25 protein-coding genes are annotated in these 22,008 nt (G+C 72.5%); 14 read left to right on the top strand and 11 right to left on the bottom strand.

Features of this window, described 5'->3' with window-relative positions:
• Positions 1 to 21 precede the first annotated feature (21 nt).
• Positions 22 to 432 (bottom strand): MerR family transcriptional regulator, encoded by a 411-nt coding sequence (locus tag ACZ63J_RS22495; RefSeq protein WP_465312989.1) that lies wholly within the window; start codon positions 430 to 432, stop codon positions 22 to 24.
• A gap of 45 nt (positions 433 to 477) precedes the next feature.
• Between ACZ63J_RS22495 and ACZ63J_RS22490 the strand changes: the two genes are divergently transcribed.
• From ACZ63J_RS22490 to ACZ63J_RS22470, 5 genes are all read left to right on the top strand, one after another.
• Complete coding sequence (locus tag ACZ63J_RS22490) at positions 478 to 1,836, top strand: DHA2 family efflux MFS transporter permease subunit (protein ID WP_465402870.1); 1,359 nt, start codon at positions 478 to 480, stop codon at positions 1,834 to 1,836.
• A gap of 127 nt (positions 1,837 to 1,963) precedes the next feature.
• Positions 1,964 to 2,578, top strand: coding sequence for a heme-binding beta-barrel domain-containing protein (locus tag ACZ63J_RS22485; protein WP_465402868.1), 615 nt, complete (start codon positions 1,964 to 1,966; stop codon positions 2,576 to 2,578).
• A gap of 4 nt (positions 2,579 to 2,582) precedes the next feature.
• The gene (pxpB, locus tag ACZ63J_RS22480) at positions 2,583 to 3,179 is read left to right on the top strand and encodes a 5-oxoprolinase subunit PxpB (RefSeq protein ID WP_465402866.1); all 597 of its coding nucleotides are present in this window, start codon (positions 2,583 to 2,585) and stop codon (positions 3,177 to 3,179) included.
• The gene (locus ACZ63J_RS22475) at positions 3,176 to 4,033 is read left to right on the top strand and encodes a 5-oxoprolinase subunit C family protein (RefSeq protein WP_465402862.1); all 858 of its coding nucleotides are present in this window, start codon (positions 3,176 to 3,178) and stop codon (positions 4,031 to 4,033) included. Before pxpB ends, ACZ63J_RS22475 begins: the two co-directional genes overlap by 4 nt.
• Before the next feature lie 98 nt (positions 4,034 to 4,131).
• Complete coding sequence (locus ACZ63J_RS22470) at positions 4,132 to 4,551, top strand: hypothetical protein (RefSeq protein ID WP_465312984.1); 420 nt, start codon at positions 4,132 to 4,134, stop codon at positions 4,549 to 4,551.
• Here ACZ63J_RS22470 and ACZ63J_RS22465 read toward each other — a convergent pair.
• Positions 4,530 to 5,378, bottom strand: a complete 849-nt coding sequence (locus ACZ63J_RS22465) for an aminodeoxychorismate lyase (protein WP_465402860.1) — start codon at positions 5,376 to 5,378, stop codon at positions 4,530 to 4,532. The genes ACZ63J_RS22470 and ACZ63J_RS22465 overlap by 22 nt on opposite strands.
• A 31-nt stretch (positions 5,379 to 5,409) precedes the next feature.
• Here ACZ63J_RS22465 and ygfZ point away from each other — a divergent pair, with 31 nt between their 5' ends.
• From ygfZ to ACZ63J_RS22450, 3 genes are read left to right on the top strand one after another with little or no spacing between them, the layout of a single operon-like run.
• Positions 5,410 to 6,540 (top strand): CAF17-like 4Fe-4S cluster assembly/insertion protein YgfZ, encoded by a 1,131-nt coding sequence (gene ygfZ, locus ACZ63J_RS22460; protein WP_465312982.1) that lies wholly within the window; start codon positions 5,410 to 5,412, stop codon positions 6,538 to 6,540.
• Between the two features lie 49 nt (positions 6,541 to 6,589).
• On the top strand, positions 6,590 to 7,159 hold the full coding sequence (locus ACZ63J_RS22455) for an RsiG family protein (RefSeq protein ID WP_465333750.1): 570 nt from the start codon (positions 6,590 to 6,592) through the stop codon (positions 7,157 to 7,159).
• Positions 7,156 to 8,091, top strand: coding sequence for an asparaginase (locus tag ACZ63J_RS22450; protein ID WP_465402858.1), 936 nt, complete (start codon positions 7,156 to 7,158; stop codon positions 8,089 to 8,091). Before ACZ63J_RS22455 ends, ACZ63J_RS22450 begins: the two co-directional genes overlap by 4 nt.
• On the opposite strand, the gene ACZ63J_RS22445 is transcribed toward ACZ63J_RS22450, so the two are convergent.
• Positions 8,088 to 8,984 (bottom strand): DUF8083 family protein, encoded by an 897-nt coding sequence (locus tag ACZ63J_RS22445; protein ID WP_465402856.1) that lies wholly within the window; start codon positions 8,982 to 8,984, stop codon positions 8,088 to 8,090. The genes ACZ63J_RS22450 and ACZ63J_RS22445 overlap by 4 nt on opposite strands.
• 207 nt (positions 8,985 to 9,191) lie before the next feature.
• Between ACZ63J_RS22445 and ACZ63J_RS22440 the strand changes: the two genes are divergently transcribed.
• The 3 genes from ACZ63J_RS22440 (at position 9,192) to ACZ63J_RS22430 (ending at position 11,489) form a co-directional block, all read left to right on the top strand.
• A complete protein-coding gene (locus ACZ63J_RS22440; RefSeq protein WP_465312978.1) occupies positions 9,192 to 9,380 on the top strand; it encodes a DUF3073 domain-containing protein in 189 nt (62 codons plus the stop codon).
• Between the two features lie 113 nt (positions 9,381 to 9,493).
• Entirely contained in the window at positions 9,494 to 10,348 is an 855-nt protein-coding gene (locus ACZ63J_RS22435) for a 3-hydroxybutyryl-CoA dehydrogenase (protein WP_465402854.1), read from the top strand.
• Between the two features lie 322 nt (positions 10,349 to 10,670).
• The gene (locus tag ACZ63J_RS22430) at positions 10,671 to 11,489 is read left to right on the top strand and encodes an alpha/beta fold hydrolase (RefSeq protein WP_465402852.1); all 819 of its coding nucleotides are present in this window, start codon (positions 10,671 to 10,673) and stop codon (positions 11,487 to 11,489) included.
• On the opposite strand, the gene ACZ63J_RS22425 is transcribed toward ACZ63J_RS22430, so the two are convergent.
• From ACZ63J_RS22425 to ACZ63J_RS22405, 5 genes are all read right to left on the bottom strand, one after another.
• On the bottom strand, positions 11,471 to 12,316 hold the full coding sequence (locus ACZ63J_RS22425; RefSeq protein ID WP_465402850.1) for an ECF transporter S component: 846 nt from the start codon (positions 12,314 to 12,316) through the stop codon (positions 11,471 to 11,473). The two genes, ACZ63J_RS22430 and ACZ63J_RS22425, sit on opposite strands and share 19 nt — an antisense overlap.
• Positions 12,313 to 12,540 carry a hypothetical protein gene (locus tag ACZ63J_RS22420; protein ID WP_465402848.1) on the bottom strand — a complete coding sequence of 76 codons (228 nt, stop codon included), beginning with the start codon at positions 12,538 to 12,540 and terminating at the stop codon, positions 12,313 to 12,315. The genes ACZ63J_RS22425 and ACZ63J_RS22420 overlap by 4 nt, the downstream gene beginning before the upstream one ends.
• 137 nt (positions 12,541 to 12,677) lie before the next feature.
• The gene (locus ACZ63J_RS22415; RefSeq protein WP_465402846.1) at positions 12,678 to 14,288 is read right to left on the bottom strand and encodes an ABC transporter ATP-binding protein; all 1,611 of its coding nucleotides are present in this window, start codon (positions 14,286 to 14,288) and stop codon (positions 12,678 to 12,680) included.
• Entirely contained in the window at positions 14,285 to 15,370 is a 1,086-nt protein-coding gene (locus ACZ63J_RS22410) for a CbiQ family ECF transporter T component (protein ID WP_465402844.1), read from the bottom strand. The genes ACZ63J_RS22415 and ACZ63J_RS22410 overlap by 4 nt, the downstream gene beginning before the upstream one ends.
• Entirely contained in the window at positions 15,360 to 15,989 is a 630-nt protein-coding gene (locus ACZ63J_RS22405; protein ID WP_465402842.1) for a hypothetical protein, read from the bottom strand. Before ACZ63J_RS22405 ends, ACZ63J_RS22410 begins: the two co-directional genes overlap by 11 nt.
• Positions 15,990 to 16,055: 66 nt before the next feature.
• Here ACZ63J_RS22405 and ACZ63J_RS22400 point away from each other — a divergent pair, with 66 nt between their 5' ends.
• The 3 genes from ACZ63J_RS22400 (at position 16,056) to ACZ63J_RS22390 (ending at position 18,819) form a co-directional block, all read left to right on the top strand.
• Positions 16,056 to 16,961, top strand: coding sequence for a Gfo/Idh/MocA family protein (locus ACZ63J_RS22400; protein WP_465402841.1), 906 nt, complete (start codon positions 16,056 to 16,058; stop codon positions 16,959 to 16,961).
• Positions 16,962 to 17,228: 267 nt separating this feature from the next.
• Complete coding sequence (locus ACZ63J_RS22395) at positions 17,229 to 17,885, top strand: VanZ family protein (RefSeq protein ID WP_465402840.1); 657 nt, start codon at positions 17,229 to 17,231, stop codon at positions 17,883 to 17,885.
• A gap of 181 nt (positions 17,886 to 18,066) precedes the next feature.
• On the top strand, positions 18,067 to 18,819 hold the full coding sequence (locus ACZ63J_RS22390; protein ID WP_465402839.1) for a GNAT family N-acetyltransferase: 753 nt from the start codon (positions 18,067 to 18,069) through the stop codon (positions 18,817 to 18,819).
• Here the strand turns inward: ACZ63J_RS22390 and arfB are convergent.
• From arfB to purF, 3 genes are read right to left on the bottom strand one after another with little or no spacing between them, the layout of a single operon-like run.
• A complete protein-coding gene (gene arfB / locus ACZ63J_RS22385; RefSeq protein WP_465334360.1) occupies positions 18,816 to 19,232 on the bottom strand; it encodes an alternative ribosome rescue aminoacyl-tRNA hydrolase ArfB in 417 nt (138 codons plus the stop codon). The two genes, ACZ63J_RS22390 and arfB, sit on opposite strands and share 4 nt — an antisense overlap.
• 48 nt (positions 19,233 to 19,280) lie before the next feature.
• Entirely contained in the window at positions 19,281 to 20,351 is a 1,071-nt protein-coding gene (gene purM / locus ACZ63J_RS22380) for a phosphoribosylformylglycinamidine cyclo-ligase (protein ID WP_465333724.1), read from the bottom strand.
• Between the two features lie 40 nt (positions 20,352 to 20,391).
• The gene (purF, locus tag ACZ63J_RS22375; protein ID WP_465402837.1) at positions 20,392 to 21,918 is read right to left on the bottom strand and encodes an amidophosphoribosyltransferase; all 1,527 of its coding nucleotides are present in this window, start codon (positions 21,916 to 21,918) and stop codon (positions 20,392 to 20,394) included.
• Positions 21,919 to 22,008 lie beyond the last annotated feature (90 nt).

Here is a 22,008-nt window from a genome sequence, read left to right as displayed (position 1 = left end):
GCACTTTTCGCGAAGGCCTCCCTACTCCGGCGGGGAGGCCTTCGCTGCGTTCAGGACCCGGTCGGTGTGGTCCCGCAGCGAGGGGCACGTCTCGATCGGGTGGTCACGCGGGCAGCGCAGGAAGTGGTCGAGGAACGTCTCCGCGACGGCGAGCTTCCGCCGCCGCTCGGCGAGCTCGGCGATCCGGGCGCGGACCACGGCCCGCCAGTCACCGTGCTCCGGGCCGCGCAGCACGGCGGCGATCTCGTCAAGGCTGCAGAGGCCGGTGTCCTGCAGCATCTTCGCCGCGGCCAGCCGGTGCAGCTCGTCGGGGCCGTAGAACCGCTTGCCGCCGCGGCGCGCGGCGGGGCGCACGATCCCGCGCTCGTCCCAGTAGCGCAACGCGGACACCGCGACCCCCACCGTCGAGGCCGCTTCACCGATGGAAAGCATGCGATGAGTTGACCTCAAGCCGGGTTGAGGTCGCAAGCTGTTTAGGTGACCCTTACCGCTCCCGTGACGCGCCGCGCCGGCCTGCTCGCCGCCGTCTTCCTGGGCAGCTTCATGGCCCTCCTCGACGTCAGCGTCGTGAGCGTCGCGCTGCCGACCATGCAACGCACGCTCGGCACGAGCTTCAGCGGGCTGCAGTGGATCATCGACGGCTACACCGTCGCGCTCACCGCCGTGATCCTCTCCGGCGGCACGCTCGGCGACCGCTACGGCCGCAAGCTCGTCTACCTCACCGGGCTGTCGCTGTTCACGGTCGCGTCGGTCGGCTGCGCGCTCGCGCCGACCCTCGAGCTGCTGGTCACCGCCCGGATCGTCCAGGGTTTTGCGGCGTCCGCCGTGATCCCGGGCTCGGTCGCGCTGCTCGCGCACGCCTTCCCGGCGCCGGCCGAGCGGGCGCGGGTGATGGGCCTGTGGGGCACGGTCGCGGGCTGCGCGCTGGTGCTGGGCCCGCTGATCGGCGGCCCGCTCACCGACGCCTTCGGCTGGCCGGCGATCTTCCTGATCAACCTGCCGATCGGCGTGGTCGCGGTGGTCCTCGGCCGCCGCGGGATCACCGAGTCGCGCGACCCGGCGCACGGCGCGCTCGACCTGACCGGGCAGGTGCTCGGCACGCTGTGGATCGGCCTGCTGACCTTCGCCGTGATCGAGGCCGGACGACTCGGGCTGAGCACGTCCGTGCTGCTCACCGGGGTTCTCGGGCTTGCCGCGCTGACCGCGTTCATCGTGGTCGAGCTGCGCGTGCCGCACCCGATGCTGCCGGTGCGGCTGTTCGCCGGGACCCGGTTCTCGGTGGCGATCTTCGCCGCCTGGAGCCTCGGGTTCGCGGCCTATCCGGCGGTCTTCCTGATCGGCGTCTACCTGCAGCAGGCCCGCGGCGCGACGGCGACCGAGGCCGGGGTCCAGATGCTGCCGTACGTGCTGACGAACGTCGTCGCCGCGTTCACCGCCGGACGGCTCTCGGCGCGCTACGGCGCGGAGCGGCTCCTGCCGGTCAGCTACCTCGTCGCGGCCGTCGGCTCCTTCGCGTTCCTCCTGCTCGACGCCGAAAGCCCGTACTGGCTGGTGGCGGTCGCGTTCGCGCTGGCCGGCGCCGGGGTCGGGCTGTCGGTGACGCCGTCGAACATCGTCGGGCTGGCCGGGCTGCCGGGCAACCGCAGCGGGATCGCGTCGGCGACGGTCAACGCGGCCCGCCAGACCGGCACCGCCCTCGGGGTAGCCGCGCTCGGCGCGCTGCTGGCCGCCGGTCCGACACTGCCGAGCGGCCTGCACGCGGCGATGGGCGTGGCCGGGGTGGTGCTGCTGGCGGTGACCGTCCTCACCGCGACGACCCTGCGCCGGGCCGGGTGAGCGGCGGCGGACTATCCTGCTGGACGTGGAAGCTCTGTTTACGACCTTGCTGGTGCTCGCGGGCGTCGCCATCACGTGGTTCGCCGTGTACGTCGTCTACCGGCTTTACGCGGACCAGCGCTGACCCATGACCGCCAGCGGCGACGACGCCATCGCAGCAGCGGAGATGCGCGCGGAGAGCACCCGCGAGCGCAACCTTCCGCTGTGGGACGACCTGCCCATCCCCAACGACACCGCGAACCTGCGCGAGGGGCCGAACCTCAACGACGCCTGCCTCGCGCTGCTGCCGCTCGTCGGTGTCTGGCGCGGTGAGGGCGAGGTCGACTACCCGACCATCGAAGGCCCGCGCAAGTTCGCGCAGCAGCTGACGATCTCGCACGACGGCCGGCCGTTCCTCGTCCACGAGTCGCGTGCGTGGCTGCTCGACGACGAGGGCAACGTCATCCGCCCCGCCGCCCGCGAGTCCGGGTTCTGGCGGCCGCAGGAGGACGACACGCTCGAGCTGCTGCTCACGCACAACACCGGCATCGTCGAGCTGTACTACGGCAAGCCGCGCAACCAGACGTCGTGGGAGCTCGGCACCGACGCGGTGATCCGCACGGCCTCCGCGAAGGACGTCACCGCGGCCCAGCGCCTGTACGGCCTGATCGAAGGCTCCCTCGGCTACGTCGAGGAGCGCGCCATGGTGGGCCAGGAGATGCAACCCCACTCTTCGGCCCTGCTTCGCCGCGTCGTCGGCTGACAGCGTGCGCTGGCGGCGGTGTGGCGAGGACGCCGCCCTGCTCGACTGCGACTCGCTCGAGCAGATGCGCGCGGCCCACGCGACCGTCTGCGCGGCCCGCCCCGAAGACGTCGTCGAGCTGGTGCCCGGCGCCCGCAGCCTGCTGGTCGTCGGCGGGGTGGCGGCGGTCCGGACTTTGCTCGAAGACGCCGACCTGACGCACCCGCCCGCCGGCGAGCCGCGGGAAGTGACCCTCGACGTCCGCTACGACGGCGAGGACCTCGCGCTCGTCGCTTCGGACGCCGAGATGTCCGAGGAAGCCGTCGTTTCGCTGCACACCGAGACGGTCTACACGGTCGCGTTCACCGGCTTCGCGCCCGGATTCGGTTACCTGACCGGGCTTCCGTCGTCGCTGCGGCAGCCGCGGCTTGAGTCGCCCCGCACGCGCGTCCCGGCCGGGTCGGTCGGGCTGGCGGGCGAGTTCACCGGCGTCTATCCGCGCGAGTCACCCGGCGGCTGGCGGCTGCTCGGGCACACGTCGGCGACGTTGTTCGACCCACGCGCGGACCCGCCCGCGCTGTTCGCCCCGGGTGACCGCGTGCGGTTCCGGAGCGTCCGGTGAGGTCCCTGGAGGTCCTCGCACCGGGCCCGCAGGCGCTGGTCGAGGACCTGGGCCGGCCGGGTTACGCGCATCTCGGCGTCGCGCCGTCGGGGGCGTTGGACACGGCGTCGTTGCGGCTGGCGAACCGGCTCGTCGGCAACCCGGCGGGGGCGGCCGGGATCGAAGCCCTGCTCGGCGGCCTTTCGGTGCGCTTCACGGCGTCCGCGACGGTCGCGGTGACCGGCCCGCCGGTCTCGGTGGTCGTCGACGACCGCGCGTTCGGCTCCCACGTGCCGGTGCCCGTGCGGGCGGGCCAGACGCTCACCCTCGGGACACCGTCGGCCGGGCTGCGCTGCTACCTGGCGGTGTCCGGCGGGATCGCGGTGGAACCGGTGCTGGGCAGCCGCTCTCGCGACGTCCTGTCCGGCATCGGCCCTTCGCCGCTTCGCGCGTCAGACGTGCTTCCGCTCGGCGCGCCGACCGGAATCCCGGCCGGCGCGGACGTCGTGGTGCCCGCTTCGGCGCCGGACGAGCTGGTGGTGCCGGTGACGCTCGGCCCGCGCGACGACTGGCTCGCATCCGCGGCCGACGGTCTGGCCGCGTGGTGGACGGTGACGGCGGAGTCCAACCGCGTCGGCCTGCGGCTCGACGGGACGGCGTTGCAGCGCGCGGCGGAGTACACCGAAGGCGAGCTGCCCAGCGAAGGCGTCGTCACGGGCGCGATCCAGGTGCCGCCGAACGGCCTGCCGGTGGTGTTCCTGGCCGACCACCCGACCACGGGTGGTTACCCGGTCGCGGCCGTCGTGCGCGGGGCCGCGCTGGGCGCGCTCGCGCAGGCTCGGCCGGGCACCCGGGTGCGGTTCCGGATGTCCTGAAAGTCCGGTACCGCCGCGCGGGTGAGACCCGGGTCACCCGGTGCACCCTTCCGGGTAGCGGCTGGAACCATGTCGCGCCGCCGCCCGTCCTGATAGGCGTGGAACAGGTGACGATCAGCGGTGGCACGGGTTTCCTGGACGTGAACAACCGGGCGCGGGCCGAGCTGCCCCAAGCGCTGCGGATCGCGCTCGCCACCGGCCAGCTCCGGCGTCCGCTGGCCACCACGCTCGGCCCGGTGCTCGACCTGCTCGTCGACGGCGACTACCGCGTGAGCGGCCCCGAGCGGCTGCCGGACGACCAGCTGCTCACCCCGACCGACGTCTGGCCGCCGTCCGACGAAGCCCGCGTCGGCTACTACCGGACGGCGATCCGCAGCGGCCACCGCCCGGTCGCCGTCGTGCTGGCCGACGGTGACCGCGAGCTGATCATCGACGGCCACCACAAGATCGCCGCCTACCGCGCCGAAGAGGTCGCCCCCGCGATCGTGCGGATCACTCAGGCGTATTCGCCCTCGTAGGCCGACAGAAGCTCGGCGTACACGGCCGACGAGTCGGGCAGGCGGGCGCCGTCCAGCGTGTGCACCCGCGTGAGCTTGCGCACGCTCGACGCCATGAACACCCCGTCGGCCGCCACCAGGTCGGCCACCCGCAGCGGCTCCACCTTGACCGCCCAGCCGGCCTTCTCGGCGCCGCGGAACAGCGCGGCCTGGGTCGTGCCCGGCAGGATCCCGATGGCCGGCGGCGGGGTGTAGAGCGTCCGCCCCTTCGCGAGCACCACGGTCGACGTCGGGCCTTCGAACACCGAGCCGTCGGTGGCGGTGAAAATCACATCGTCGGCCCCGCGGCGGCCCGCCTCCCGCACGGCGGCCATGTTCACCGCGTAGGACAACGGCTTCGCGCCGAGCAGCAGCCACGGCGCGCGCTCGGCGAGGTCCGGCGGGAAACCCCGGTCCAGGGTGACCGCGGCGACCCCCTCGGCGCGGGCCCGCAAGATCGACGGCGAGACCTCCGAACCCAGCGCGAACCCGGTCGGCACCGCGTCGGGGTCACCGTCGGAACCCCTGGTGTACACCAGTTTCAGCGCCATTTCGGGGCCGCCGGCCCACCGGTCGAGCACCACCGAGACCACGTGCTCCCAGGCCGCGAGATCGGGCTCCGGCAGGTCGAGCATGGCCGCCGAACGCGCCAGCCGCTCCAGGTGGGGCCGCAGTTCGCGGGGCTTCCCGCCGACCACGAGGATCGTCTCGAAGACGCCGTCGCCACGGGTCAGGCCGAGGTCGTCGGCCCTGATCTGGGCGGTGTCGGGGTCGGCCGGGGTTCCGTCGAGGAAGACGAGCACGCGCATACAAGCACGGTACTCACCTAGGCTGGGTGGTATGCCGTACCGCTCGCCGCTGCTGGACGTGCCCGGATCCATCCCTCCGCCCGACGACCACCCCGAAGCCGGCGTCCCCTGGCACTGGGGAGACCCCTTCGCGGAGCAGCGCACGGCGTCGCGTGGCGCTGTCGTGATCGACCGCTCCCACCGGGAGTTCATCGCCGTCACCGGCGAAGAGCGGCTCTCGTGGCTGCACCTGGTGATCTCGCAGCACGTGACCGAGCTCGCCGAGGGCACCGGCACCGAGGCGCTGGTGCTCGACAGCCAGGGCCGCGTCGAGACGCACATGGTGCTCGCGCACCTCGACGGCACCGTCTGGCTCGACACCGACCCGGGCACCAGCGTGACCAGCGCGCTGCCCAAGGGCGGTCCCCAAACACTGCGTGAATACCTCGAGGCCATGAAGTTCTGGTCCAAGGTGGACATCCGCGACGCGACCGGCGAGCTCGCGCTGCTGACCGTGCTCGGCCCGGACGCCGAGCGCGTGCTGAGCGCGGCCGGCGCGGAAGTCGGCCCGGAGCCGTACGCGGTGACAGCGCTTTCCGGCGGCGGGTTCGCCCGGCGGATGCCGTGGCCGGGCCGCTCCAGCGTCGACCTGGCGGTGCCGCGCGATGCCCTCGCCGACTGGTGGAAGCGCCTCACCGACGCGGGCGCGCGGGCGGCCGGCAGCTGGACGTTCGAGGCCCTGCGCGTCGAGTCGGTCCGGCCGCGGCTGGGGGTCGACACCGACGACCGCACGATTCCGCACGAGGTGGGCTGGGTCGGCTCCGCCGCGCACGTCGCGAAGGGCTGTTACCGCGGCCAGGAGACGGTCTCGAAGGTGCATAACGTCGGCCGTCCGCCGCGGAACCTGCTCCTGCTGCACCTCGACGGCTCCCCTGAGATCCGGCCGGAGCCCGGCGACCCGGTGCTGCTCGACGGCCGGACGGTCGGCCGCGTCGGCACCGTCATCCAGCACCACGAGCTCGGGCCGATCGCGTTGGCCCTGGTCAAGCGCTCGACGCCGGTGGGCGCGGAGCTGCTGACCGGGTCGGAGGACAACCTCGTCCAGGCGGCGATCGATCCCGACTCCGTCCCGTCGGAGCAGCCCGCGCCGGGGCGTGCGGCGGCGGCCCAACTTCGTGGCTGAACAAAAGCCCCTGACAGCGACATCACCCTCAACCGGGATAAACTGCGCTGTGATCGAAGTGCGGCCCGGCGGCAGGCGGCGGATCGACCGCGTGCTCGGCCCGGGGTACCTCAGCGGCCTGGGTGAACTGCCGCTGAAGGTGCTGCGCGAGCGGCGCGACGAAGCCGCGCAGGAAGAGACGGACCTGTCCTACCTGCGCCGGCTCCTCCACGCCCGGATCGACATCGTGCGCGCGGAGCAGGCGCGGCGCAGCTCCGGCGGGGAAGACAGCATCGTCGACCAGCTCGCCACGATCCTGGCCGACAACGCGCTCGGCCCGGCGGCCGGCTCCGGACGTCACCAGCAGCTCGAACCCTCCCGCGCCGGCGAGCACCGGCGCCACGCCGAGGCCCTGATCGGCGACACCGACCTGACCGACGTCGAGTCCCTCTCGGACGAGAAGCTCGCCTCCGCTTTGGACACCTACGCCCGCGAAGAGCTGTCGGTGTCGTCCTTCCGGCGTGAGGTCCAAGGCGTGATGGACACCTTCAACGCGGAGATCGCGAAGCGCTACCAGCAGGGTTCGGCCACTGTGGACGAGCTGCTGGAGAGCGAAGGCGGACGCGGCGAGGCTCAGTGACCAACCCCGTCCTCGCCGAAGTCGTCCGATCCGGTTTTGTGGAAAGCGTCCACCGCGGCGCGCTCGTGGTGACCGGCCCCGAAGGCGACGTCCGGATGGCGCTCGGCGACGTCACTTCGCCGGTCTTCCCGCGCTCGTCGAACAAGCCGCTGCAGGCGGTCGGCATGCTGCGGGCCGGGCTCGGCTTCACCGGCGAGGACCTCGCGCTGGCGTGCGCGTCGCACTCCGGCGAGCCCGGGCACGTCAAGCGGGTCCTCGAACTGCTCGAAGCCGCGGGCCTGCACGAAGACGACCTCGCCTGCCCGCCCGACTTCCCGCTGCACGTGCCGAGCATGCGCGACGCCGCCGAGCCGCGGCGCGTGATGATGAACTGCTCCGGCAAGCACACCGGGATGCTGACCACCTGCGTCCGCGCGGGCTGGCCGACCGCCGGCTACGAGGCGCCGGACCACCCGCTGCAGCAGGCGATCGCCGCCGCCGTCACCGACCTGACCGGCGAGCCGATCGCGCACACCGGCGTCGACGGCTGTGGCGCCCCGCTCTTCGCGTTTTCGCTGACGGCGCTGGCCCGCGCGTTCAGCCGGGTCGCGAGCGCGACCGACGGGCCCGAGTGGACGGTCGCGTCGGCGATGCGCGCGCACCCGTGGCTGGTCGCCGGCACCGGGCGCGAGGACACCGAGCTGATGTCCGCCGTGGACGGTCTCGTCGCGAAGGGCGGCGCCGAGGGCGTCCAGGCGTTCGCCCTCCCGGACGGGTTCGCGGTGGCGATCAAGATCGACGACGGCGCGAAGCGGGCCTGCGCGCCCCTGGCCATCGAAGCGCTCCGGTACCTCGGCGTCGACGTCTCGGGCCTCGCCGAGCTGGCCCGTGGTTCGGTGCTCGGCGGCGGCCGGCCGGTCGGTGAGCTCCGGGTGCCGGAGCTGCGCGGTTAGTTCGAGCGTTCGCGGGCGGCCAGGTCGCCCCAGAACTCCCGCAGGTCGGAGAACAGTTCGGCGAGCTCCTCGACGTTGCCCGAGCGCAGCGCGTCCAGGATGTCGTGCACCTCGTCGGCGGTGTTGTCGGCTTCGAGGACGGCGTCGGTGAACAGCTGCACCAGCCCGCCGTAGTCGAGCTCGACCACGGAGTCCGCGTGGAAGTTGTCCAGCCACCGCCGCGTCTCGAACAGCACGCGGCCCGGCCCGGAGTCGCCGAAGGTCTGTTCCAGCAGCTCACCGGCTTCGCGCGCCCGGTGCTGGGCGTCGGCCAGAGTGGTCCGCCAGGACATCTCGCGCTCGGGATCGTCGCGGCCGGTGCCGAGCACGAGCCGCCGTTCTTCGGGGTCGACCAGGACGAACCACGGCAGGGGGACGGTCCACGTCGTCGAGAGCGTGTGCGCCGCCGAGGTGCTCAGGTCCGCCATCGCCGACTTCGTCCGGGCGCGGATCGTCTCCTGCGTGAACCCGCCCTCGTCGAGGACGACGTTCTTCAGCGCGGGGTGCGCGTCGCCCAGGAAGGTGACGAGCGCGGCGGCCGAGCGGGCCCGCAGTTCCAGCGGGCACACGAACGGACCGCTCCCGGCCTTGCCCTCCGGCACGTCCTTGGGGTCGAGCACCAGGACGTCGGTCAGCAGGCTCGGCGCCGGCCGCCCGTCGGCGAGCTCGGCGGGCAGCAGCCGGCGCGGCGCGGCGACCTGTGACTTGAGCCACATGGCCTGCTCGCGAGCGCCCGCATCGGTCCGCCGCAGCTTGGCCGCCGCGACGGCCGCACGCAGCCGTTCGTCCGGCTGGTCGCCCAGGGCGAGCAGGGGTTCGTACACCCGCAGGTAGGCCACGAAGGGACGGAGCACCAGTAGATCGTGGCACGTCTACCTGCGCCGATCGCCACCGACCGGCCGGTAACCGGTGTCCGGCGGACACTGTCACGACCAGCACACCGTGCCACGTCGCATCGAACCCCCCGGACACGGTACGGTGTGAGCAGGAAAGAATTGTCGAGACGATGCGGGGCCGCCGATTCCCCCGGCCGCCCCGCCCCTGTGCGAGGGGGTCGAGCCATGGGGCGCGGCCGGGCTAAGGCCAAGCAGACGAAGGTGGCGCGCGAGCTCAAGTACAGCTCGCACGAGACCGACTTCGATGCTTTGCAGCGCGAGCTGTCGAGTGGTTCCTCGAGTGGTCATTACGAGGAGCCGGACAGCGATGATCAAGACCCGTACGACGACGGGTACGACGAGTACCGTCGTTGAGCACGCGTAACCGCGCGAGGGCGTAGCCGGGCACAACTCGGTGACCGCCCTCGCGCGCTGCGTGCTGCCCTCGAACAGGGTGCGGGCTGCGAAGCGGACGAAGGAGTGAGCCGGTGGTAAGTCGGGTTGGAGTCGTCGGAGCGGGACTGATGGGGTCCGGCATCGCCGAGGTGCACGCACGGTCCGGGTTGGACGTCGTGGTCACCGAGGTGAACCAGCCGGCGCTCGACGCGGGCCAGGCCCGCATCGAGAAGTCCCTGCAACGCGGCGTCAAGAACGGCAAGATCTCCACCGAGGACGCCGACGCGGCGCGGAGCCGCCTCCGCTTCACCACGGACATCGCCGAGTTCGCCGACCGCGAACTGGTCATCGAGGCGATCCTCGAGCAGGAGCAGGCGAAGGTCGACGTCTTCCGCCAGCTCGACAAGATCGTCGAGGCCGAGGACGCGCTGTTCGCGTCCAACACGTCGTCGATCCCGATCATGAAGCTGGGCATGGCGACGAGCCGTCCCCAGCAGGTGGTCGGCATCCACTTCTTCAACCCGGTCCCGGTGCTGCCGCTGGTGGAGCTGGTGCCCTCGCTGCTGACGAGCGAGGAGACCGCCCGCCGCGCGGAGGAGCACGCGACGACGGCCCTGGGCAAGACCGTGATCCGCTCGCAGGACCGCGCCGGGTTCATCGTGAACTCGCTGCTGGTGCCGTACCTGCTCTCGGCGATCCGGATGATCGAGTCGGGCTTCGCCTCGGCCGAGGACATCGACCGCGGCATGGAGCTGGGCACCGCCCACCCGATGGGCCCGCTGCGCCTGTCCGATCTCATCGGGCTCGACACGATCAAGGCCATCGCGGACTCGATGTACGCGGAGTTCAAGGAGCCGCTGTACTCGTCCCCGCCGCTGCTGCTGCGCATGGTCGACGCGGGCCTGCTGGGCAAGAAGACCGGCCGCGGCTTCTACTCCTACAGCTGATCGACGTTCGTCGCCGCCCGACCAACTTTTGGTGGTCCGGGCGGCGACTTTGTCGTCTTGGGCGAGAGTGGGTGGGCTCGCTTCACTGTCAGGTATGCCTGAGTTGAGCCGTCGTACCGCCCTGGCCGCCGCCGGTCTCGGAGTCGTGACGCCCGTGTTGGCCGCCACGCCCGCCGCCGCCTCGCCTGCCGCGGGGTCCGCTGGTGCCGCCTCGCCTGCCGCTGCCGCTGCCGCGGGGCGCGCGGCAGCCGCGTCGCCCGCTGGTGCCGCCGCAGCTGCCGGAGCCACCTCGCCCGTCGCGGGGCGGCCGTCGCGCGGTCGCGTGACCACCTTCGTCTTCGCCGCGGGCGCCAACGGTGTCTCGGCCGCCCCGAACGAGCTCGTCCTGCGCGGCCACCGCGGAGTCGGCGTCGACCAGCCCGGCCAGCAGTTCCGCCGCTCCTACCAGGCGCCGCAGGATCTCGCGGCGTTCGCTACGGAGCCGTCGGCGCTGGCCGGCGTCACGGTCGCCGACCAGGTGGCGGCCACCGTCGAGACGGTCCGCCGCGCGGCCGCGCACGGCCCGGTCGTGCTGGTGGGCGCGAGCATCGGCGGGGCGATGATCAGCCTGGTTGCGAACGCCGTCCCGCACCTGATCGACCTTCTGGTGTACGACACGGCGTTCTGCTGCGTCGACCTCGCGACCCCGGACGAGTACATGGCCACCCCCGAGGCGTCGACGTCCCGGGTCGGCGACCTCCTCGGCTTCCTCGCCGCCGACCCGGCGGTGATCGGCGCGGTCCGGTTCAACTGGCGCCTCGCGGACCCGAAGCTGCTCGCGGCGGCGAAGGCGGCGTTCCTGGCCGACGCGACGGACGCCGAGTTCTACGCGTTCCTCAACACGATGGCGCCGGACGACCTCCTCACCAAGGGCGCAACCCCGTCCCGCGGCGACCGCGCGCGGTGGGGCCGCGTGCCGCGGGTGTACGTCCGGCACCTGCGAGACCGGATCGTCCCGCTCCCGTTGCAGGACCGCATGATCCGCGAGGCCGACGCGGCCACGCCAGGCAACCGCTTCCGCGTGTTCGACCTCGACACGAGCCACGTCCCGGACGCGCGCAAGCTCGCCGAGCTGGTCGCGATCTACGACAAGCTGGCCTGATCGAACTCGGCGGGCGCGTCGAAGGCCGCCCGCCGAGCCGCCCGGCGCAGCACCGTCAGGACAGCCGGCCCCAGCAGCAGGATCGCCACGGCGTTGGTGATGGCGCGGCCGGTGTCCCAGCCGAGGGTCGACGTCAGCACGGTGAAGACGGCGAACCGGTGCAGGTTGTCCAGCAGCGGCGCACCGGGCACGAACCCGAGCCCGGCGTGCGAGCCGCTGAACGACGAGCCGGCCAGGAACGGCCACGTCCACAGGCTCATGAGGAGCCCGAAGAAGTAGGCCGCGGCAACGCCGTACACCACCAGCAACGCGATCTCCGCCTTGCCGCGGGGTCGCTTCGGCAGCAAGCCGGCCCCGAGCCCGATCAGCGAGGAAGCGAGCATCTGGAACGGCAGCCACGGCCCGACCCCGGCGGTGAGCAGCGCCGAGGTGAACATCGACGTCGAGCCGAGCACAAACCCGAAGCCCGGCCCGAACACCCGCCCCGCGAGCACGAGCAGGAAGAACACCAGCTCGATGCCCCCGGTCCCGGCCCCGAGCGGCCGCAGCCCGGCGTTGACGGCCGACAGCACGCCGAGCAGCGCGAGCGCCTTGGCGTCGATGCCGCCGCGCGACAGCTCGGCCAGCACGACCAGGATCAGCACGGGCAGGGTCGCCATGAAGACGAACGGCGCGTCCGCGGTGTGCGCGGCGCCGCTGGGCTGCGGGTGCGCGAAGAGCGGCCAGCAGAACATGGCGATGCCGAGCAGGCTGGCGACCCCGAGGACCAACGCGGGCCGAAGGGTGAGCCGAACCGCACGCGGCGGCGGGCCGAGGAAGCCGGTCACGCCGGACCACCGGACCAGGGCAGCACGACGAAGCCGGGCACCCCGGACCTGCGCAGCTCCGCGGAACCGGGCACGCCGAACCCGCACGGCACACCCGAACCGGCCACGCCGAACCGCCGCGGCCGTCGGCCGCCGCGGCCGCGCTGCGGGTCCGGCAGAGCCCCGCGATGCAGCTCAACAGAACCGGGCACGCCGGACCAGCGCAGCACGGCGAAACCGGGCACGCCGAACCGGCGCGGCCGTCGGCCGACGCCCCGCCGCTGTGGGTCCAGCCGAGCCCCGCGATGCACCTCAACAGAACCGGCCACGCCGAACCCACGCAGTACACCGAAGCCGGACCCACGCAGCACCACAAACCCGGTCATGCCAGCGCCTCGGCTACTTCGTCCACCGTCAGCCACTGCTCCGGCGCCAGGATCTTCGCCACCTGTGGCGCGAACGCCGGTGAGGCGACGACGACCTCCTTCGTCGGGCCGTCGGCCACCACCTCGCCGTCGGCCAGGACCGCCACTCGGTGGGCCACCGTGGCCACGAACTCGACGTCGTGGGTGGCCAGCACCACCGCGTGACCCTGCGAGGCCAGCTCGCGCAGGGTCGCCGCGAAGCGCCGTTTTGCGTGGTAGTCGAGGCCGCGCGTGGGCTCGTCGAGGAGCACGACCGGTGGGGCCGCCGCCAGCTGGACGGCCAGCACCAGCGCCAGTCGCTGCCCTTCGGACAGGTCACCGGGGTGCGCTTCACCGGTGATCCCGGGGGCGAGCCGGTCCAGCAGGGCCCGGGCCGTGCCCGCCGGGACCTCGGATTCGGTGTCGGCCTGTACGCACTCGGCGTCGACCGAATCGAGGTACAGCAGGTCGGCCGGGGTCTGCGGAACCAGTCCGACGCGCCGACGAGCCACTCGTGGCTTGAGCGACGCAGGATCCGCGCCGCCGACGTCGACCTTCCCCGCCAACCTCGGCCCGCTGCCCTGCACCGCCCAGAGAAGCGACGACTTGCCGGAGCCGTTGCGTCCCATCAGCGCGACAATCTCCCCCTGCCCGACGCGCAGGTCGACCCCGCGCACCGCCAGGACATCTCCGTATCGGACCACCACCCCTCTCACGTCCAGTGCTTGACCGGTCACCGAGAGAGTAGAACCCACCACCGACAATTTCTGACGACCCGACGCCAGCCGCGTCCGCAACGGCCCCGCGACCCGCCGCGCGTCCCGCACCGAAAGCGGCAGCGGCGACCACCCCGCGAGCCGGCCCAGCTCCGCGATCGGCGGCGCGATCTCCGACGTCGCCAGGATTTCCGCCGGCGGCCCGGACCGCACCGAGCCGTCGCCCGGCAGGTACAGCAGCCGGTCGGCGTACTGCGCGACGCGCTCCATCCGGTGCTCCGCGACGACCACCGTCGTCCCGAGGTCGTGCACCAGGCGCGTGATCACCGCCAGCACGTCCTCGGCGGCGGTCGGGTCCAGCGCGGACGTCGGCTCGTCGAGCACCACGACGCGCGGGTGCGCCGTCAGCACCGAGCCGATCGCGACGCGCTGCTGCTGCCCGCCCGAAAGCGTCCGAAGTGGACGGTTGCGCAGCTCCGCGATCCCCAGCAGGTCCAGGGTTTCCTCGACCCGCTTGCGCATGACGTCCGGCGCGACCGCGAGCTGCTCCATCGCGTAGGCGAGCTCTTCCTCGACGGTGTCGGTCACGAACCCGGCCAGCGGGTCCTGCCCGACGACTCCGACGACCGAAGCCAGCTCCCGTGGCGGATACACCGACGTGTCCAGCCCGTCGACCAGCACGCGCCCGGCCAGCCGCCCGCCGGTGAAGTGCGGGACGAGCCCGTTGATCGCACCGAGGAATGTCGACTTGCCGACACCGGTGGGCCCGGCGACCAGGCAGAGCTCACCCTCCTCGACCGTCAGCGAGACGTCGGCCAGCACCGGCCGCGTGGCGTCCGGATAGGTCACCGTGACCTGCGAAAACTCGATCACCGGCCCACCTCCGACGACGACAACGAAGGCGGCGGCGGCGCGACGAACGCCGGCAGCACCGCGACCAGCAGCGACAAGGCGTGCACAACCGACACCTCGGGCCACCGCAACGGGCTCAACGACGGGTAGAGGTTCTCCGGATCAACGCGCGAAGTCACGAACAGCAGCACACACGCTCCCACCCCGGCCAGCACGACCAGCGTCTCCGGCCACCGCCACGGATCCGGCCGGTACGCCGTCCGCCGCACCCGCTTCCCGCCGACGACAAACCCCGCCACGGCGACGGCGAGCCCGGCCGCCAGCAGGGGCACGCCGAGCCACGTCGACGTCCCGTCGAGCACCCCGTAGACGCCGACGCACACCCCGACCAGCCCGAACAGGACACAGGACGCGATCAGCACCCGCACACCGCGGCCCAGGTACGCCCGCCGTCCGTACCCGCGGGAGTCCATCGCGGCCGCCAGCCGCAGCGACCGGTCCATCGCGTCTTCCAGCACCGGGACCACGATGCCCTTGACCGCCCGCAGCCCGCGAGCCCGGCCTGCCCGCAGCCGCCGGGCCCGCCGCACGCGCTGCACGCTCTCGACCAGCTGTGGCGCCACGGTCAGCGCGACCGTCACGGCCGTGCCCACCTCGTACAGCGCCCCCGGCACGGCTTTGAGCAGGCGTTTCGGGTTCGCCAGGGCGTTCGCCGCGCCGACGCAGATCACCATCGTCGCCAGCCGCAGGCCGTCGTAGAACCCGCCGAGCAGCTCCTCCGCCGACGTCGACCCGAGCAGCGACACCCCGGCCGCGAACGCCGGCAGCGGGATCCGCGGCAGCGTGAACAGGACGTGCCCGCCGTCCTCACCGCCGATCAGGATCCGGAACAGCACGCGCGACACGACGATCAACGCGCCGACGTACGCGTACAGCCGGAACGCCAGCGCCCAGGGCGCGTCACTCCGCCGGTTCGCGACGACGAACCCGGCAACGGCGATGACGAGCCCGAGCAGCAGCGGGTTCGTCGTCCGGCTGGCCGCGATGGCCAGCGCGAGCGCCCAGACCCACCAGGCGCCCGGGTGCAGCGCCCTACTGCGCACGCCGCCGTCGCGCCACGACGACGCCCGCGCCCCCGACCACCACGATCACCACGGCCCCGATCACCACACCCCACGGGAACGAACTGCCCTGGTCAGCGGGCGCGGGACCCGGCGACGCAGCCTGCCGGACCGGCGCGACACGCGGCGGCGCGGGCAGGTCGTTGGCCGTCTTCGGCTTCGCGTACGCCCAGCCTTCGAAGCCGTTCGGCGTCGGCTTCGAGGTCTGGGCGCCTTCCTGGCTGGACGTCCACGCGCCGCCCGGCGCCGCGTGCCAGTAGCTCCAGTACGCCGTCGCCGACGGCATGCCCGCGCAGGACTCGACGTCGGGGCCCGGTTTGCCGTTGATCCGGCAGGCCACGGCGAGGCCGTACTTCTGCGAGCCGGCGACGTCGATCCCGGCGTCCTGCAGGGCGGCGATGCCGGTCGCGGGTGTCCCCGGCGCGCAGCGGACCAGGGACTGCGGGCCCAGGTCGCCGAAGTCGACGATGACCGTGACCCCGCCGCCGTCCGGGCACGAGCCGTCTGAGCCCGCCGCCGACGCGGGCGCGGCGCCCACCAGAGCGGCGCCCAGCAGCAGGGCACAGGCGGCGGAGAAACGGGCGAAGCGCGCGGCGATCATGCTGGCACCTTAACCAGTGGAAGACGCGGTTCCGGCGCGACGAGGGACACACCTAGACTGCGGCGCGTGGGACAGCTCATCGCGGACGAACAGCTGCGCGTCGGCCTGATCGGCGCCGGGCCCTGGGCGGCAACGGTGCACGCGCCCGGCCTGGCCGACCACCCCGGCACCGCGCTGACCGCGGTCTGGGCCCGGCGGCCGGAGGCGGCGCAAGCGCTTGCGGAGACGCACTGCGCGGCCACCGCCGGCAGCGTCGAGGAGCTGTTCGAGCAGGTGGACGCGGTGGCGCTCGCCGTGCCACCCGCGATCCAGGCCGAGCTGGGCGTGCGCGCGGCCGAGGCCGGGAAGCACCTGATCCTCGAGAAGCCGATCGCCGCCGACCTCGCCGGCGCACAGCGGCTGGCCGACGCGGTCGCGGCCGCCGACGTCGCCGCACTCGTCGTGCTGACCCTGCGGTATTCGGCGCAGACCCAGGAGTGGCTCGCCGGCCTCGCGCAGGCGGGCGGCTGGGCCGGCGGCGGCGCGCGCTGGCTGTCCGGCGCCCTGCTCGGCGGCCAGTACGCGTCTTCCGAGTGGCGGCAGGACGACGGCGGCGCGCTCTACGACATCGGCCCGCACGCGCTCGACATGCTGGACGCCGCGCTCGGCCCGATCACGCAGGTCGTGGCCGCGCGGCGGAGCCCCGGCGACCTCTGGCACCTGATGCTGGCCCACGAAGACGGCGTGGTCAGCACGGCGACGCTCTCGCTGCGGCTGCCGGTGCAGCCGACCGTCGTCGAAGTCGCCGTCTGGGGTCAGCACGGCTACCGGACGCTGGGGCGCAAACCGGGCTCGGCGCAGGAGTCCTACACCGCCCTGCTCGACGACTTCGCGGCGATGATCGCCAGCGGCACCACGGCGCACCCCTGCGACGTCCGGCGTGGTCTGCACCTGCAGAACCTGCTCGAGCAGGCCCGCGAGCTCGCCGAGTAGTACACAGGCCTCCTCGCCGGATTCACGTTGTGAAGTAAGGCTTCTTCACAAACTCCCCGAATTCATCCACAGGGTTGTCCACAGCATCCACTGTGGACAGTGCGCCTGCCGACCGAACCACGGAAAGCCCCGTCGCGCCACCGCAAAGATCACCGAATAGTGCGGCCCGCTCGGACTGCCGAGACGATCTTGTGATGCGAAGGTGATCTTGGGAGGGCTGTTTTCATCGCGCATCGAAGATCTTGAGGGGTTCGAGAAGGGAGGCGCATGGAAGCCCTGCTGCGCGCCTTCTGGGGGATGATTCCGGTTTCGGCCATCGCGCTGCCGTACGCGCTGCTCGGCTGGCCACTGCTCGCCGCCCGGCGCCGCCGAAGACTCCCGGCCCGCTACGCGACCGCGACAGCCGGTGTCGACAGCGCCGTCCTGCTGGTCGCGTTCCTGGTGTTTTGCCTGGTCATCATGCCCGTCGGCAACTCGCACACGAGCACGCTCGACCTGGTGCCCGGCGCCGACATCACCGCCGCCTTCGCCGACGACGGGTCGCTCTGGCAGGTGATCGGCAACGTTCTGCTGCTGGCGCCGCTCGGCGCGCTGCTCCCGCTGCGGATGCGCCGGCTGCGCACGCTGGCCAAGGTCGCGCTGGCCGCCTTGGCCGCATCGCTGCTGGTGGAAGGTACGCAATATCTGATCCACACGGGCCGGGTGACCTCGACCGACGACGTCCTGCTCAACACCGCGGGCGCAACGCTCGGCGCGGCGCTGAGCCGGCGCGGCTGGCGAGCACTGGACCTGCCACCGCCGGTGCCGGTGGCCATCCCGGCCCAGCGGCGGCGGATCTGCGAGTCCCCGACGCTCACCCTGCGCGTCCCGCGTTCGGTGTGGGACACGCGCTACGCGGCTATCGCGCACCCGGACCGGCAATAAACCGGTTGCGGGCCCTGCGACACTGGCCCGGAAGAGCCCCTTCGAGTCAAGGAATGACCGCCTATGCCTGGCGCCGCTCCCGGCGTCGGCCCGCGCTAGGCCCGACGCCCAGCGTCCACCCCGCAGGTCCCGTTCCGGGCCGCGGTTCCTTGACACGCTCTCGAAAGGCTCCAACCCAGCAATGTCTGCCATCCAGACCTATGTCCGCAAGACGGCGCCCCGCGGCCGGGACACCGAGCGGGTCGGCCCGTTCCTGGCCACCTACTCGGTGGGCACCGGCCACCCGATGCTCAACTACGCGATCCCGGACGACGGCGCGAAGCCGACGGCGGCCGAGATCGCCGCGCTGACCGAGGCCTACCGGCGGCGGGACCTGCTCCCGCGGCTGGAGTACTTCACCGAAATCGCCCCCGACCTGGAGAAACTGCTCCTCGACGCGGGGTACGAGCTCGAACGACGGGTGCCGCTGATGACGTGTGCTCCCGCCGAGCGGGTCGACAAGCCGGTTCCCGCCGGGATCCGGCTGCGCGCGCCGGAGTCCGACGAAGACTTCCGGCGCATTCGGTCGGCGCAGAACACCGCGTACGGCGAAGCGCCGGACGTCAGTGGCGAAGAGGTCGAGCAGGTGAAGGCCGGTCTGGCCGCCGGCGTGCGGCACGTCCTGGTCGAGGACGTCGAAACCGGGACGGTGGCCGGCGGCGGGCTCGCGCTCGAAATCGTCGACGGCACCACCGAGATCGCCGGCATCGGCGTGCTCGAGGCGTACCGCGGTCGCGGCATCGCCGCCGCGCTCACCGCCCGACTCACCCGCGACGCCCACGAAGCCGGCGCGCACACGGCGTTCCTCACCCCGGGTGACCTGGGGATCGGGAGTATCTACGCCCGGGTCGGCTACCGGCCGGCGGGCGAGTGTGTGCACTTGTCGCTGAGCTAGTCGTCGAAGCGGCCGGAGCGGCCTCGTTTCACGTCGCTCCGGCGCTTCTTCGACGCCAGGCGACGCTCCTTCGAACCGCGAGACGGCTTCGTGGGGCGTCGCTTGGCGGGCGGCGGGGCCGACGCGTCGAGCAGCAAGTTCGTCAGCCGGCCTCGCGCGGCTTCGCGGTTCTGCAGCTGGGAGCGGTGTTCGCTGGCCGCGATCGTCAGGACGCCGTCGACCAGGCGCGGGCCGAGCCCGGCCAGCACGCGGTCACGCAGGTGCTCGGGGATCGACGGCGACGCGGCGACGTCGAAGGACAGCTCCACGCGCGAGTCCGTGGTGTTCACACCCTGCCCGCCCGGGCCGGACGAGCGCGAAAAGCGCTCGCTCAACTCGGCTCCCGGGATCGTGAACCGGGAGCCGACCACCACGTCTTCGGCTGCCACCCGATCAGTGTGACAGCCCTGCGCAACGGCGTTTCAGAACCTGGGGTGGTCGCCCGAAAGCAGCGCACGCGGGCCGTCGACGTCGTCGGCGGGCTGGACGTCACCCAGCACCCACGCCGGGACGTGCCGCGCGGTGAGCATGGCCAGCGCCCGGTCGACGTCCTCGGGGCCGACGATCGCGACCATGCCGACGCCCATGTTGAACGTCTTCTCCAGCTCGGCGCGCTCGACCTTGCCGCGCTGGCCGATCAGGGCGAACACCGCCGACGGCGTCCACGTGCCGCGGTCGAGCCGGGCGACCAGGCCGCGCGGCATGACACGGGCGAGGTTGGCCTCCAGGCCGCCGCCCGTGATGTGCGCGAACGTCCGGACCTCGGTCTCCGCGGTCAGCGCGAGGCAGTCCTTCGCGTAGATCCGCGTCGGCTCCAGCAGCTCCTCGCCGAGGGTGCGGTCGAACTCCTCGACGTGCCCCTCGAGCGGCATCCGGGCGATGTCCAGCAGCACGTGCCGGGCCAGGGAGTACCCGTTCGAGTGAAGTCCGGACGAGCCGAGCGCCAGCACGACGTCACCCGGACGGACCTTTTCCGGCGAAAGCAGCGCGGACGCCTCGACCACGCCGACCCCGGTGGCCGACATGTCGTAGTCGTGCTCGCCCATCAGGCCGGGGTGCTCGGCCGTCTCGCCGCCGAGCAGCGCGCAGCCCGCCTGCACGCAGCCCTCGGCGATGCCGCCGACCAGCGCCGCGATCTTCTCCGGGTGCACCTTGCCGACCGCGATGTAGTCCTGCAGGAACAGCGGCTCGGCGCCGGTCACGACCAGGTCGTCGACCACCATCGCGACCAGGTCGATGCCGACGGTGTCGTGCTTGTCCAGCGCCTGCGCGACGGCGAGCTTCGTGCCGACGCCGTCGGTCGACGACGCGAGCACCGGCTCCTTCCACTTGTCGAGCTTCAGCGAGAAGAGCCCGGCGAAGCCGCCGACGCCGCCCATCACCTCGGGACGCGTCGCCCGTGCGGCGTGGGGCTTGAGCAGCTCGACGGCTTGGTCGCCGGCGTCGATGCTGACGCCGGCGGCGGCATACGTGGCGCTCGTGGACTCGCTCACGGCTGAAGGACTCCCAACTGGAAGGACTGGCCCGGACGGGCTAGGGACGCCGGATGGCGTCTTCGGCACCGTACCCGGCCGGGCTGACCGGCTTCGCCGCGCCATTGACCGCGTCGAGGCTTTCCAGCAGGTGCTTCCCGATCAGCGCGTCTTCCGGCAGCGGGATCGGGTACTCGCCGGAGAAGCACGCCGTGCACAGCCGCGACTTCGGCTGCTCCGCGGCCGCGACCAGGCCGTCCAGCGAGATGTAGCCCAGGGAGTCCGCGCCGATCGAGCGGCGGATGCCGTCGAGGTCGACGCCGTTCGCGACCAGCTCGGCCCGCGAGGCGAAGTCGATGCCGTAGAAGCACGGCCAGCGCACCGGCGGCGACGCGATCCGGACGTGCACCTCGAGCGCGCCGGCCTCGCGCAGCATCCGGACGAGCGCGCGCTGGGTGTTGCCGCGGACGATCGAGTCGTCCACCACGACCAGGCGCTTGCCGCGGATGACGTCGCGCAGCGGGTTGAGCTTCAGCCGGATGCCGAGCTGGCGGATGGTCTGCGACGGCTGGATGAACGTGCGCCCGACGTAGGCGTTCTTCACCAGGCCGGTGCCGTACGGGATGCCCGAGCCCTGCGCGTAACCGATCGCGGCGGGGGTGCCGGACTCCGGAACCGGCATGACGAGGTCGGCCTCGACCGGCTGCTCGGTGGCGAGCCGGCGGCCGATCTCGACGCGGGTGGCGTGCACGCCGCGGCCGGCGATCGTGGTGTCGGGGCGGGCGAGGTAGACGTACTCGAAGACGCAGCCCTTGGGGTCCGGGTTCGCGAAGCGGGAGGAGCGCAGGCCCTCGGCGTCGATCGCGATGAGCTCGCCCGGCTCGACTTCGCGCACGAAGGACGCGCCGACGATGTCGAGGCCCGCGGTCTCGCTGGAGACGACCCAGCCGCGTTCGAGCCGGCCGAGCACCAGCGGGTGCACGCCGTGCGGGTCACGCGCCGCGTACAGCGTGTTTTCGTCGGAGAACACCAGGCAGAACGCGCCCTGAAGGGTGGGCAGCAGCTCCATGGCGGCGGCTTCGATGCCCTTGTCCGCGGCGTTCGCGGCGAGCAGTCCGCAGATGAGGTCCGAGTCGCTGGACGAGCCGGTCAGGCCCGCGTGCGGCTTGAGCCCGGCGGCGATCGTGCGCTCGCGCAGCTCCGCCGTGTTGACGAGGTTGCCGTTGTGCGCGAAGGAAAGGCCGCTGCCGGTCTCGGTCGTGCGGAAGATCGGCTGGGCGTTCTCCCAGACGGTGGCGCCGGTCGTCGAGTACCGGCAGTGCCCGACGGCGATGTGGCCCTGCAGCGACTGCAGGATCTGCTCGTCGAACACCTGGCTGACCAGGCCGAGGTCCTTGAAGACCACGATCTGCGAGCCGTCGGAGACGGAGATGCCGGCGGCCTCCTGCCCGCGGTGCTGCAGGGCGTAGAGGCCGTAGTAGGTCAGCTTGGCGACTTCTTCCCCGGGAGCCCAGACGCCGAAGACGCCACACTCCTCGCGGGGTTCCGGGTCGGGCTGGTCGGACACGAGCTGCGGGTCGGAAACCACCGAGGTGCTCCCAGGAAGACGTGGTCAGGCCGATTTCAGTGTAGACGGTCCGGACATGGGTCAGGCCCCGCCCGGAGTGGTTCCGACCAC

This window comes from Amycolatopsis sp. NPDC104863 (assembly GCF_055582965.1).
Note: the sequence above shows the minus strand (reverse complement) of the source record. Positions and strands in the feature narration are given on the sequence as shown.